The 14,151-nt window shown below is 43.3% G+C and carries 11 protein-coding genes; 6 read left to right on the top strand and 5 right to left on the bottom strand.

What is annotated here, in order from left to right; translation table 11 throughout:
* Positions 1–9 precede the first annotated feature (9 nt).
* A complete protein-coding gene (locus tag UQ64_RS16160; RefSeq protein WP_245238023.1) occupies positions 10–993 on the top strand; it encodes an FAD-binding protein in 984 nt (327 codons plus the stop codon).
* A gap of 80 nt (positions 994–1,073) precedes the next feature.
* On the opposite strand, the gene UQ64_RS16155 is transcribed toward UQ64_RS16160, so the two are convergent.
* Positions 1,074–1,490: a MarR family winged helix-turn-helix transcriptional regulator gene (locus UQ64_RS16155; protein WP_060624466.1), complete on the bottom strand. Its 417-nt coding sequence runs from the start codon at positions 1,488–1,490 to the stop codon at positions 1,074–1,076.
* A 144-nt stretch (positions 1,491–1,634) separates the two neighbouring features.
* Between UQ64_RS16155 and UQ64_RS16150 the strand changes: the two genes are divergently transcribed.
* Positions 1,635–2,093, top strand: coding sequence for a DUF2798 domain-containing protein (locus UQ64_RS16150; RefSeq protein ID WP_060624465.1), 459 nt, complete (start codon positions 1,635–1,637; stop codon positions 2,091–2,093).
* A 92-nt stretch (positions 2,094–2,185) separates the two neighbouring features.
* Positions 2,186–6,277, top strand: coding sequence for a choice-of-anchor I family protein (locus UQ64_RS16145; protein ID WP_060624464.1), 4,092 nt, complete (start codon positions 2,186–2,188; stop codon positions 6,275–6,277).
* Between the two features lie 73 nt (positions 6,278–6,350).
* Here UQ64_RS16145 and UQ64_RS16140 read toward each other — a convergent pair whose 3' ends face one another.
* Positions 6,351–7,286, bottom strand: a complete 936-nt coding sequence (locus UQ64_RS16140; protein WP_060624463.1) for a MerR family transcriptional regulator — start codon at positions 7,284–7,286, stop codon at positions 6,351–6,353.
* A 247-nt stretch (positions 7,287–7,533) separates the two neighbouring features.
* Between UQ64_RS16140 and UQ64_RS16135 the strand changes: the two genes are divergently transcribed.
* Positions 7,534–9,315, top strand: a complete 1,782-nt coding sequence (locus tag UQ64_RS16135; RefSeq protein WP_209445813.1) for a methyl-accepting chemotaxis protein — start codon at positions 7,534–7,536, stop codon at positions 9,313–9,315.
* 376 nt (positions 9,316–9,691) lie between these two features.
* Here the strand turns inward: UQ64_RS16135 and UQ64_RS16130 are convergent, their stop codons facing one another.
* Both UQ64_RS16130 and UQ64_RS16125 read right to left on the bottom strand, forming a co-directional pair.
* A complete protein-coding gene (locus UQ64_RS16130) occupies positions 9,692–10,582 on the bottom strand; it encodes an NAD-dependent epimerase/dehydratase family protein (protein WP_060624461.1) in 891 nt (296 codons plus the stop codon).
* A 510-nt stretch (positions 10,583–11,092) separates the two neighbouring features.
* Positions 11,093–11,947: an RNA polymerase sigma factor gene (locus UQ64_RS16125; protein WP_060624460.1), complete on the bottom strand. Its 855-nt coding sequence runs from the start codon at positions 11,945–11,947 to the stop codon at positions 11,093–11,095.
* Between the two features lie 183 nt (positions 11,948–12,130).
* Here UQ64_RS16125 and clpP point away from each other — a divergent pair, with 183 nt between their 5' ends.
* Complete coding sequence (gene clpP / locus UQ64_RS16120) at positions 12,131–12,712, top strand: ATP-dependent Clp endopeptidase proteolytic subunit ClpP (protein WP_060624459.1); 582 nt, start codon at positions 12,131–12,133, stop codon at positions 12,710–12,712.
* 21 nt (positions 12,713–12,733) lie between these two features.
* Complete coding sequence (locus UQ64_RS16115) at positions 12,734–12,940, top strand: hypothetical protein (protein ID WP_060624458.1); 207 nt, start codon at positions 12,734–12,736, stop codon at positions 12,938–12,940.
* 39 nt (positions 12,941–12,979) lie between these two features.
* Here UQ64_RS16115 and UQ64_RS16110 read toward each other — a convergent pair whose 3' ends face one another.
* The gene (locus UQ64_RS16110; protein ID WP_245238021.1) at positions 12,980–13,975 is read right to left on the bottom strand and encodes a LacI family DNA-binding transcriptional regulator; all 996 of its coding nucleotides are present in this window, start codon (positions 13,973–13,975) and stop codon (positions 12,980–12,982) included.
* Positions 13,976–14,151: the final 176 nt, after the last annotated feature.

Raw genomic sequence — 14,151 nt, 5'->3', positions numbered from 1 at the left:
GATTTGTTAATGAGTAGATGTACAACGCTTGAAATTTCAGCGAAGAGTGTCGTGATGGCAACAGGTGGTTATGCTGCAAATAAAGAAATGGTTAAAGAGGCGTTTGGTTTCGAAGGGGTTAACGGTGGATTAGGACAGAACGTAGGGGAAGGGCTTAAGATGGCATGGGAAGCTGGAGCCAAGGTGCCGGACAACTTCGGTGGACAAATGCTGCACCAAACGTTGGCTAGAGCAACACAAGGTCTTAAAGCACAATATGAGCCTTTTGAAGCAAGTTATCCACTCATGTTAACGTATCTTCCGAATTTTATGAATGTAGGTACTTCTGGCGCAAGATTCAGAGATGAAGCGGCGACTTTAACTTCGGTTGCAGCAGCGAATACAAGTGCATTTAATGGACCATATCATATGGTTATCGTCTCGAAATCCCAATTAAATTCACTTCAGACCAAGGGAATGCAAGGTGTTCATGCACCAAGTCTTCCAGGAATGCCACCTGAATTCTATGCCGGGTTTGCCGATCAATTTACGCTTGAGAACCCTTGGACAAATGTCGAGAAAGTATTTGATTCGATGGTGGAGAACGGAGATGGCTTCAAAGGGAATACGATTGAGGAATTAGCAACAAATGCAGGAATGGATGTAGATGTGTTTGTAGAAAATTACAATAGTTATAAAGAAGCGACAAAAACTGGTGTAGATACAGAGTTTAGTAAAGCAACTGAGTACTTAGAATCTATGGGCGAAGAAGGTCCATATTACGCAATCATTGCTGAAATCAATAACTTGGGTTCTGTTGGTGGCTTGCTAGTAAATACAAAGTTCCAAGTTCTGAATGATAAACGGACGCCTGTGAAAGGATTGTTTGCTGTAGGTCTTGAATCTGAAGGCGTGTTGTTTAACGATACTTATGTTGGAAACGGCGTTGCTATACTCCTTTACCTCAGGTCGTCTTGGAGGGGAGAGCGCGGCAAACAGTGCTTTGAAAGCTAATTAACGACAATTTCCCGGAAAATAATTGAATCTTTTTAGAGACGCAGGGTGGAGAACTCTGCGTCTCTTTTTGCTGGAGATTAGAGCCATTCTTCTTTTAACAAAGATTTAAGCAGTTCTACGTTAGCTGCCCCAAGCTTGTTAGCGATTCTTTGCTCTAATTCGATTTTGGTGATCATCATTCTTTGATTGCATTCGATCCCCTTCTGGGTAAGGATGATGTTTTTGTCACGTTGATTTCCTTCGACCTCAACGGCTTCCACATAGTTACGGGATAACAGTCCTTGAATGCTTTTATGCGTACCTTGCCTAGAAATATTAATAATTCTACTGATTTCCGAGATCGAGAGCATTTGATGTGCTTCAAGAACGGCTAGGATATGAGATTCAGTTTTGTTGATTTGATCCGGGTCTTGGTCAGTCACAATCTTACGTAAGACTAGGTGCTTCTCACTAAGTAAATCAATTAGATTCATTTCTTGCAGATGGTTGTCCATGTGAACACTCCTAAATCATCGCTCGTTAATCCAAGTATAAGTCATTTGTGTTTATTGTCAACTTGGTTGACTTAGTTTAAGGCGCTGTGATATTGTAATCCAAGTTGACAATACTAAGAGAACACTAAGGAGTCTGAGGAAAAGATGGGAAGAAACAAAAAAGAAGCATTATTATTTACGTTCATTATGTGTGCTTTAATGGTGCTGGGTATGAGCATTTACAATGTAGCGCTGATGGAGGGCTGGTCAGGTACAGTAGTTAAAGATGTGATCATCGGCTACGTACCTGCATTTATAGTTGCATTTATTCTGGATGTCTTTGTTGTAGGTAGGGTTGCGAAAGGGATTGCACATAAGTTGGTTAAAGAGAATGATCCAATGATCAAAAAAATCATGTTCATATCCTTTTTTATGGTAACTGGAATGGTGCTGTTTATGTCCTTCTATGGCGCAGTTCTGCATGTCGGGTTCTCCTCAGAACTACCGATGGCTTATTTGTCTGCGATAGGTAAGAATTTTATTGTTGCACTTCCACTGCAAATCATTCTAGTTGGGCCGCTCACACGATTTATCTTTGTAAAGATTACTCCAGCTACTGCATAGAGAATGTTTACATCACCATTACGCAAATCTGCAGGTTAGATAATACTATTACTCTATATTGATAGAAACTATCAATAGGAGTGAAAATCTACTTGAAACCCACAGGTAAAGCTATTGTTTCTCTTATGCTAACAGCTGAGATGTTGTTAGGTTCCGCTTGGATGGCAGGTCCAGCAGTGGCAGCATCCGTTCAATCAGGTACGCCTTATACGGCAGACGGTAAGTACAATGTGAACATTCCCCATATTGTTGTTAATCAAGTGTATGGTGGGGGTAACACTGCCGATGCATCAGGTGGATTTTTCTCGAAAGGTTACATTGAGTTATATAACCCAACCGATTCAGATGTTAGTCTAGCGGGTTGGTCTGTACAATATTCGGATCCTAAGCTCGCTGGACAATGGAGTAAGCTGGATTTGAACGGATCAATTAAGGCTCATTCCTCTTATCTGATTACCGATGATGCTAACAATACAGAACACAAGGAAGATATTAGTGCCATAGGTGATCAGTCCTGGCCAGGGATGTATTTTAATAACAATGGTATGAAGGTTGTTCTGCTAAGCAGTACAGACTTGTTGCAGGTTATGAACCCATTTCAAACGATGCCAAGCAGTTACGTGGACATGATTGGTGCAGCGGCCAATGATAATAATGCGACGATTGACGGATATGAAGTGGATTACCCAACGGGTAAAACGGAAGGTACCTCCAAGCAAAAATCAGTCCGTCGCGTTGATTTTGTGGATACAGATAACAATAAAGCAGATTTCAAACAAATTAGCTTTGACACTCTGGATGCTTCTTCCTGGGCATTGTTTAAACCTCATAACAGTGCAGATGGACAATGGAGTGTAAAAGTGCCTGATTTAGGCATCGCTACCAAGAATCTTTCAGAAGCAAAAGTCGGATCGCCTTATTCGGTATCATTATCCGTTTATGGGGGAGTACAGCCGTATTCTTTTGAAGCTGCTGGATTGCCAGACGGTCTATCGCTGGATGCAGCATCAGGAAATATTAGTGGAACACCGACGAAAGTAGGAGCGTCTACCGTCAGCATCGCTGTGTATGACAGTTCGACGCCTCGGAAGAAGACAGAAGCTGATCTCTTACTGAATGTGGCGGAAGCCGCAGCACCTTTGACTCCAGATCTTCTCAGTGTAACAAAGATTGGTGGTTACGCTGTAGGCGTGACGAATAAAGATGGCGGCGTGGCGGAGATCGTGAAGTTTAACCGTGATAACGGCAAGTTCTACCTCGTTAATGGTTCATCTCACCCTGCAACAGTCGATATTGTGAATCTCAAGGACCCTTCCAATCCGCAAAAAGAATATAGTATTAACGTAGAACAGCTATCCGAAGTGGATGGATTTACATACGGAGACCTGACAAGTGTAGATATCAATACCGCTACTAAACGGATTGCGGTAGCCATTCAAGAAGAAGATGCTATGAAGAACGGTAAGGTTCTTGTGCTCGATTATGATGGTAAATTGCTGACTTCTTATGAAGCTGGAGTACAGCCGGACATGGTGAAGTATACCAATGATGGCCGTTACATTCTGACAGCGGACGAAGCGGAACCGCGCACGACAGTTGGTGATCCAGAGGGTAGTGTAACGATTATTGATACGCTCAAGAACACTTCAATTCTGGTGAAGTTCGATAACCCCGATGTAATTGACGATCTTGTCCATATTCGTGGAGTAGCTGATCCGGTAACTAAACAGATTACGGGCAAAGGTGAAAAGAAGGATGCGGTACGTGATCTGGAGCCGGAGTTTGTGGTACTCTCTGATGACCAGACCATTGCCTATGTAGCGCTTCAAGAAAATAATGCGATTGCTGCCATCGATATTGCCTCCAAGAAGGTTCTATGGGTCAACGGATTAGGCTTCAAGGATTTAAGCCTTCCTACCAATCAACTGGACCTGGTAAAAGATAAGAAAGTGAATTTAGAAAATGTTCCATTCTTGGGTACGTATATGCCTGATGGGATAGATCAGTACACGGTTGGAGGTAAAACTTATCTGTTCACGGCCAACGAAGGTGACGCAACGGAATGGGATAGTAAAGTGAACGTGAGCACGGTCAAAAAAATGAAGGGCTCGTTAAATCCCGACTCAAAAGCAGCAGAGTTTCTGAATAAAAATAAAGATAAATATGATAGTGTAGAAGTTATGTCTGACATGGGCAATGATGGGATTTACTTGTATGGAGGCCGTTCATTTTCCATTTGGGAAGCAGATTCTATGGAACAGGTCTACGATAGTGGCAGCGACTTTGAAAAGATTACCGGAGAACGCCTGCCAGAATTTTTCAATGCAAGTAACAGTAACACGACGATGGATAACCGCAGCACAAAAAAAGGACCAGAACCTGAGTACGTCAAGGTAGGCAAAGTTGGACAAAAGGCGCTGGCCTTCATTGGTCTTGAGCGAATTGGCGGCCTAATGACTTATGATGTGACGAATCCAATGGAGCCGAGCTTTGTGAACTATATCAATACACGTGAATTCACGCCTGCGAATACCATTGAAACCGACACTGGCCCAGAAGGTATCGAATTTATTCCAGCAACGTCAAGCCCGACAGGATGGCCATTAGTGCTCGTAGCGAATGAGGTTGGCGGTACAGTAGCCATTTATCAGTTGAATGTATCAAAGGTAACTCTGAACCAGACTTCTCTGTCATTGAAGGTTGGCGAAGCTTCAGCAACGCTTGAGGCGAGCGTAGTTCCTGCTAAGGGTGGATCGAATGTGGTAACTTGGAGTTCTTCGAATTCAAGTGTTGCTTCCGTTGATAACAACGGAAAGGTCACTCCCTTGGCAAAGGGAACAGCGGTTATCTCCGCCTATAGCGCAGATGGTTATGGCGTAGCTGAATCTACTGTGACTGTAGCTACAGCAGATCCGGTGATTTCAAATCCAGGACCCGGTACAACGGTAACGACTAAAGATCCGGTTAAAGAGTCGACGACGCCAGCTGTAAACTCAGATGGTAATAAGATTATCGTAGAGATTAAGGCTTCTAAGGATGCAGAAGGCAACTTAGTGGCTTCCATAACTTCGGATATGGTTACTGGGGCACTAAAATCTCTAGGTAACTCTGCAAATGGACAGATTGTGTTCCGCTCTAACGTAGATGCAGCTTCAGGTGAAGTTCTACTTAACTTCCCATCGAGTGCTTTTGCGGCACTTGCAGGAAGTACTGCAAAGTCTGTTGGATTTGAAGCAGGAATCGGTACGATAACATTGGATCGTAATGCACTCTCAGCTGTGCACACAGCAGCAAAGGGCGAGGACATTAAACTATCCATTAGTAGTACGGACACTGAGGAGAAAGGCAAAGCCCAAGCAGTGATTGGCAGTCGTCCAGTAATAAATCTGGCGATTTCGGCTGGCAGTCAGCGTCTATCTAACCTAGGTGCTGGTTTTGCGACAATAACAGTGCCGTATACACTACGAGCAAATGAGGATGCTAACGCAGTCGTAGCTTATGATTTGATGAATGCGGGGCAAGCGGTTGTACTAGCAGGCAGCAGCTATAACGCGGCAACAGGACAACTAATTTTCCGATCTTCACAATTCTCCACGTATGCAGTAGGGTACAACAAAGTGAGCTTCTCTGATATTGGCAGCAGCTTTGCTAAGGATTCTATTACGTACTTGGCCGCACGGGATGTAATTACCGGCATCAGTGAAGGTGAATTCGGATCTAAGAGTCAACTAACCAGAGCAGATGTTACTTTGCTCTTAGCTCGCTTGGCTGGTGCTGATCTGAGCACAGAAGGAGCAGGGAACTTCACAGATGTTAAGGTTGACGATTATTATGCGGCAGCGGTAGCTTGGGCTAATCGCAAGGGAATTGTTACCGGAGTGAGTGAAGGACAGTTCGATCCTCGGGCAAATGTAACTCGTGAGCAGCTATCTGTCATGATCATACGATTAGCGAAAGCTATGAACTGGACATTGCCAGTAAGTGGCGACGGTTCAGCTTTTGCGGATCAGAAGTGGATAAGCGTTTATGCTCTTGAAGCAGCCACAGCTGCTCGGCAGGCAGGAATTATTTCAGGAAAGCCCGCTGCAGGAAGTTCGGCGCATAACTTTGCTCCAAAAGATACAGCGACCCGTGAAGAAATAGCTCAAATGTTAGCGAAGCTGTTAAAGCTGAGCCAATCATAAGCGATCATCATATTTCTTGATGACAATAGAAACGCTCTCCAATGCCATGATGGGCAAAGGGGAGCGTTTTGTTCTATGCTCTCTTTTTTACAGGTTCCAGCAGATTTAATACATACTCATTTCCGCTGCCTTTGGGACTATCGTTACGGATATGCTCCTCAAGACATAATCTTGAATCGTGGTCAGCTTGATAATCAATGTTATTGTCCAAAAAACTCATCAGTTCTTGCCATGAGCCGTAGATATCATCACTGCTTTCCGTCATCGCATAGAGACCGCCGTCGAAGCGCATCTCTTTAAGGTGGCTTGGTATTTCTACATTTTCAGGAATGGAGGCACAGAATCCATAGCCATAAGGGTTATTCTCACCGCTAGGATGCGGATTCGTATTTCCACCAAATAGGCGTGCCGTCCCTAAGAGATGGTTAGCTTCCAACCATTCCATGACGGGTAGCATAGCTTCATCCTCTGGAGATGTACTGACTGCAATATGATAGGCAAATCTCATAGGTGGAAGTGTAATGAATCTTACATGGATAGGTGGAGAGTGTTTAATCGTTGTCATAGATAGAACCTCCTCATTCTCATTCTCATTCAAATCATCCAATGTATTGCATGACTTTTCGTTCAACGCTAATAACAAATGGTTAGTTATGGGTTCCTCCATACGTGCGGATATCAATTGTAGAAAAAAGCGGATTTCGCGTTCTTTTTGTGAAAGTTCGGATTTTTCATTATGAATGGAAGCGGTTTGCTGAAGAAGTATCTCATATAGAGACTGAACGGACATGTTCTGTAGGACAGTTCCGATATCCTTAATACTAATATCCAGCTTTCTTAATAATGCGGTAATTCGAATGGCGAGGATTGCGTGCTCATCATAAATTCGCCAACCCGAGCTAGCTTCTCGGTGACTTTTAAACAATCCTTGTGCTTCCCAGTGACGCAACGTCCGACTCGTCAGCCCTATTCGCGTAGAAAGCTTATCAATAGTCACAAATCCACTCATAGACAACTCCCGTTCTATAGATTGATAAGGCGCCCTATGAGAAGTATTTTAGCACTTAACGTTACGTCAATTGCAAGGACTTAATTGTGTCTGTATATTCGATATAATTTACATTTCTCATACAAAACTGTGCCCGGTATTTAATGTACAGCTTCTACAATTTAGTTATTAGTAAAAAGTACCTATTGCCATATGAGGCTTTATACGGAGGATGATAATGTTGAAGGCTAGGTCTATGCATCTATCAATGAAGTGGAAGTTGATCTTGAGTTTTTCTGCCGTAGTACTATTCTTTTTAGGAGTAGCGCTATACCAAAACTATAAAATCAATCAAGTAGAAATCTCTATGGAAACGCAAAAAATGGAGATGGAAAAAAGAATTACAGTATCCGCAATTACTCAACTGCTCCAAGAAATGAACGGTGTGGAAACCTCTCTAGCGGGTTCTAGCGATTTAGAGTTTACCCAACCTTTTAAGGACAAACAGACAAAGTTAATGGAGGAATTGGGCAAAGTAAAGTTTGAAACAGACTCGCCTGCGTCTAAGGCGTTAGCGCAGTTACATAATCAAATTGGAGGATATACAGGTTATTTTGACGGATTAGTGAATACCATAAAGGACGAGCAGCTTGATCCCATGGCCGTTCTGGAACGAATAGATGAATTACATACGAAGGCATTGGCTATGAATAAAGCTATGCTGGAGACCAATGAGAAACTATATACCGCAGCAGCAGAGAACGCAGAGAAGGCCCAAGATTATTCTTTTGAATTACTAAATCTGACCAGTTCTATGGGGGCTTATGCAGCAATCCTAGTATTCATTTTCACACTTGTTATTGCAGTTATGCTTATACGTTCCTTCCTGAACCCTATAAATAAACTGCAAGCAGCTCTACGTAAAATTGCAGAGGGGGATTTGCGGCAGCAGATTAATTCGCCATATAACGATGAGCTAGGAAGTCTGAGTCATCATTTTGACCATATGGTGTTGCGGGTACGAGAGATGCTTCAGCAAACCCAATCGGTAGCTTCTTCGCTCGCGACTTATTCGCACTCTTTTCAACAATCTTCATCGATCACCGCTCATACGAATCAAGAAATCGTAACTACAATACAGGAAATCTCTGTAGGTGCCGAGCAGCAAGCTGGACAATCGGAGCAAAGCGCAAGCTTGATACAGGAATTGGAACGGGAAGTACATGAAATTACGGAATATACCGAGGTTATGCTATCGACAAGTCAAACGGCTAATCATAATACTCGAAAAGGCTCCGAATCAGTTATCGCTCTACGCGAGGTATCAGAGCACTCACGTGAATCTGTGAATAAGGTTTATTTTGCTTTAACCAAGTTGAGCGACCAATCGAAGGATATCTCCAGAATAACCAAATCGATTACAAACATTTCTAACCAGACCAATATTCTCTCTCTAAATGCAGCGATTGAAGCGGCGCGGGCGGGAGTTTATGGGAAGGGCTTTGCTGTCATAGCAGATGAAGTGAGACAACTATCTGATCAGACCAAAGAGTCCTCCGTACATATTGGCCAGATTATTAATGAGCTGCAAGCCGGAATGGATGAATTCCAACAATATATGCTGGAGACAAAAGGAAACCTTGAAGAACAGGATCAAAAAGTGGCTGAAACGTTGTCATCCTTTGAAGCGATCGACCAGTCGATTGTTGAGATTAGTAAGCAGATTGGGCAAATCCATGACAAGGTAGATATGACTCAGATTATGAATCGTAGACTCGCAGAGTCCGTTCACAACGTGGCGGCCATTGCTGAGGAAACTGCGGCAGGGGTTCAAGAAGTGAATGCCTCTAGCGTGCAACAGGACAACGCAATTCATGATATTGCCCGCCAAGCCGTTGAGATTAATGAGATTTCGCAAAAACTATTCAAGGAAATCAACGTTTTCAAGATTAATTCGGACTTAGTGGACGAGATGATTGCTGGAGATGACAGTGACTCAACTGGCGATGACACGACTGAGGAGCGGTCTTATTTGACAATCTCCGCATAGGAGAAGGTTTGATTGACTGCTCGCATATCGGAAGCGACGTGAATCACTAACTCTGTAACGTAAAAAGGTAGCTTAGAGGGGAGATTCTTCTAACTACCTATTTTTGCGCGTTAAGTGTATTTAATGCAGCTATTAAAGGAGGTGTTTTCCTTAAAGAGTATTTAGTTGTACTTAGTGCAGTTATTTCTCCGAGAAATGACTAAAGTCGAACATAAGCTTGGCTGGCCTGATTTAGTTGTATAGAGTGCAGTTATCTGAAATATTCGCAGAGGTTATGTAAAATGAAAAAGCTACCAACTTCGTAGATGATATCTACTTGGGGGTAGCTTTTGTCGCATAGAAGAATGAGTGGTGGGGCCTGTGTGTGGGTTCTATGTTATTCCTCGTAGGTTTTGTTCAGAGAGCTGACTAGCTCTGGGAGCCAGTTATTTAGATTGAGAAACTTGTACCCTGCTGACTGGGCTTTTGTCGTATCCATAAACCAGGATTGTTCAATTCCGAATGGTGACATATGCTCGTCTGCGGTTTGGTTCTGGATGATGGCGTGTTTCTCAGTTTCTTCTTCAATCATTGTGAGAATATCCTTAATTCTAACCGTACCGACTGAGCAAGCGTTGAACGGTCCTGCCATAGTAGAGCTACAACCGAGCCAATATAGGAAACCAGCAGCTTCATCCGAACGGATAAAAGAGATCTGTGCTTCGGGATTCGGTATGCCAATAGGCAACTCATTACGGACATGCTCAATATGAAAATGAAGTCTTCGCGTATAATCATCTATTCCCAGCACAATTGGAAAGCGAACCGCGGCGACTGGGAAGGTGGACTGCTGCATGAAGACGGCTTCCGCCAGTCTTTTTCCCTCTTGATAGGTGAAATCATTCCGCCCTCCGTAGCGGATAGGGTATGTTTCAGGATCAAAAATGTCCTCGGTTAGAGCTTCTTCGCTGAAATCATAGACGGATAAACTTGAGGTGAGGATATACCGTTTTGTTTTACCATCAAAAATCCGGCGTGCCTGATCCGCTTCATCCGGTGAATAACAAATATTATCGAACACGACATCCCATAGTGTATCTCCTAACGCCTGAGCGAGCTCGTTTGCTTGGAAACGGTCCGCATGGATACGGTGAACGCGATCTCCAAAAGCATCGCTTGTTTCCCCGCGTGTCAGTATCGTTACGTCGTTTATGGAATTCTGTAGCAATCGTTCAACTAATCTTTTTCCAAAAAAGCGGGTGCCGCCTAAGATAAGAATCTTCCTCATATGATGCCACTCCTAACTAAACTAATGTTTATTTATAAGTCTATTTTAAGGCTTCCGTTAGAAAGCAGGGGGGATTGTGCTTGAAAACGTTACGCATAAAGATATGTAAGGGGATTTCATTCGTGTGATTGTACTTTGTGCAATAGAAGTCATACTGTATTGTTCAGCATTTGATTCTATTGCACTTTATACAATCAATAGATGAGAAATTGCTTTAAAAGCGACCTTTATTAAGAATCTATTGCAGATAGTGCAGCAGATTCGTTTTTTAGCGTTAATTCCGTAGATTCTATTGCACATTTTGCAACGTCACTTAGCTCACAGTCGAAAAACAACACACAAACTCACCCAACTCACCGAATTCACAAAACTTACCTATCTCATCATCTCATCAAAACATCTCATCAAAACTCACTTAACTTACACTTTTCAAAGCTAATATTTGTTCGGTTATAACGTAACCTGATGTATTTAGCTAACTCCAGCATTACGAAATAGCGTTACAAAAGACTAAGCCGCAATCCGCATTCCAGGCTCGGAATAGTTCCAGCCCATAGAGCTGAATCCGCTGGACTGGAAAGGTTGAACGCTTTGGAAGTTCTGGAAGTTCTGGAAGTTCTGGAAGTTCTGGAAGTTCTGGAAGCTCTGGAAGCCTTGGCTAGACACGGCCATTACAGTTTCCTGTCTTTCATCTGCAAGGACAAGCTCAATCAGCTCGGTAATTTGTCCTTGTTCATAGGCGGATGCAAGGAGACTCAAGGCAATTTGTGATTCCATGTTCTGCGGCAACGAGGGGCCTTCCGATTGAAGAAGCTCTTGTCTTACGGCAGGGAGGGCTTGCCGGGCTCGATGCAGAGCAGCTTTGACGGCGCCTTCCGTGGTGTCGAGAATTTCGGCAGCTTCGATACCGGAGTGTCCGAATACATCGCGAAGCAGGAAGACCGCTTGCTGCAGAGGAGATAAATGCTTCTGTAAGGCTTGAAAAGCAGCCTCAATCTCAAATAAACCATACCCTGCTGCTTCCTCTGTCCGTGGTTGATCCATTTCCAGCAACCGCGACAACGTGGCTTTTCGCCGTACAATATCTATCCAGGTATTTCTGGCCATCCGCAGGAGTAGTGCCTCAGGATTCGGATGATTCGATTGATTTGTATTGTTCATTTGGTTATGTTCATTCATTTGCTTTGAATGTTCGGCAGTCTTCATATAGCCCAGTGCTTTGACCCACGTATCCTGAGCCAAATCTTCGGCTTCCCACGGGGATTGTGTCAGTGCAAGGCAATACCGCTTTAAGGCCATTTGCAAAGACTTGGTATGATTCTCATCCGGTTCATGGCCGGCGCTTAGCTTCTCAAGGCTGATCACTCTGCATAACCCCTTTTCCGGTAAAGTGATTTCGGTTACTTCTAATAATAAACGAATGAACTCTAAATTAAGATACGCAATAATAAAAATAATATTTTGCCCGTCTAACGTATCCTTTCCAAAGACTAATCCGTTTACAGGTTAGATTTCAAAATAAAATTAACGGATGGAGGTCGCATACGTATGGCGTACATTCCTTATGTCATTGAACAAACGAATCAAGGGGAAAGATCCTACGATATTTATTCACGGCTGCTAAAGGATCGAATTGTGTTTGTAGGAGCGGAGATTGAGGATCAATTGGCGAACAGTGTTGTCGCACAGCTATTGTTCTTATCAGCAGAGGATCCAGATAAAGATATACACATGTATATCAATAGTCCAGGGGGTTCCGTAACAGCAGGATTAAGTATTTATGACACGATGCAGCTTATTAAACCGCAGGTGAACACGATTTGCACAGGGATGGCGGCTTCCTTTGGTTCACTTCTATTGTTAGCTGGAGCCAAGGGTAAACGATATGCGCTGCCAAACAGTGAGATTATGATTCATCAGCCACATGGTGGAGCGCAGGGTCAGGCCAGTGATATTGCGATTAGAGCTAAACGTATTTTGAAGCTAAGGGAAGTACTTGTCCAAATTACAGCGGACCGAACGGGACAAACGGTGGAAAAGGTACTGCAAGATATGGATCGAGATTATTTCATGTCAGCTGATGAAGCAGTGGAGTACGGAATTATCGACAAAGTCATCACAAATCTGTAGGACGAAGGAGTGAAGCGGGTTATGCTAGAAGCTTTGCAGGGCAAAGAGGTAACCATTTATTTTGTAGATGGCTCTAACGCAAGAAAAGGCATTTTGGAAACGGTAAGTGAGAAGTTCATCAAATATCGGACAGAATTCGAAGAGCTGTATATTCCCATTACTTCCGTCTGTTCCATCACACTAGATACTAAAGGACGGGAACGCGCCCGTGTAGGATTTACACAATAATATCTTCAGGGTAAAAAATAGGGGTAGGGGATGTTTCCCCTAGCCCGTACTTTCCCGAATCGCTAAATAATGAGCTACATTTGCATGATGCTGAATACCTGACTCCCCTTTAATCAGCTTGATTAAGGTTCGGGTAGCGGTCATTCCAATCTCCGTTCCGGAGTATTCCACCGAGGACAGCTTGGGCCGAACGACAGAAGCGATAAAGCTATTATCGAATCCGAACACCGCAACATCCTCCGGCACCCGAATACCGTTATCGATCAGGAAATTCATCGCCCCAACAGCTATCCAATCTGTGGAGCAAAAAACCGCAGTAGGTAGCTCCCCGCTATCCTTAAGCCGGCGCATAGCGTCACTTCCATCTTCTACAGCCATTCCACTTTCTACTACCCATTCTTCTCTTAAGGTAATGCCTGCATCCATAAGCGCTTGTTGATAGCCGCGATATCGATCGCCACCCACGGCATTGTCTCCAGATACCCGGATCATGCCGATACTTCTATGTCCTTTTTGAATCAGGTAAGTAACGGCTTCATAGGAAGCGGTAACATTATCCAGATGAACAGAAGGGATCGAATCAATCTTAGATTGTTCTCCAACTAACACGCAAGGTGAACCGGATTTCTGGATAATCTCCAGATGCGCCTTACTCGGAACCGAGCCCACATATATATAACCCTCAGTCCCCATATGGTGGAATAAGTTCAAATAATGAAGTTCACTAGTAACACTTCCGTCTGTTAATCCGACCAAAACATCATAGCCATATAGTTCAGCGAGGTCGCGTATGCCAATATTGAAATCATCAAGCACAGTATTACTGTTCTGCGGAATTATGACACCAATTAGAGGAGTATCCGATCTACCTGCATCTGAACCGATGACATTAGGACGGTAATTCATTTGTTTCATGGCTTCCAAAACACGCTTACGAACTTCCTCGTTAACGGGTTTGCTGTTATTGACAACCCTTGATACGGTAGCTATCGAAACGTCAGCCATTTTGGCTATATCTTTAATTTTTACCTTCAAGAATATCACCATAACTTTCCAAGCTTGTAATTGTTCTAGAATATATCACAAGCATATCACGGATAGCTTCAAGAATCCAAAAGATTGTTATTGACCAGGAAAATAAAAGATCCTATAATGATCGCATAGGAAAATAATTTCCTAAAATAAACCCTGAATAGATGGTTTTTTAGTCG

Origin of the sequence: Paenibacillus etheri (assembly GCF_001012825.1) — a bacterium.
Classification (GTDB): Bacteria; Bacillota; Bacilli; order Paenibacillales; family Paenibacillaceae; genus Paenibacillus_AQ; species Paenibacillus_AQ etheri.
Note: the sequence above shows the minus strand (reverse complement) of the source record. Positions and strands in the feature narration are given on the sequence as shown.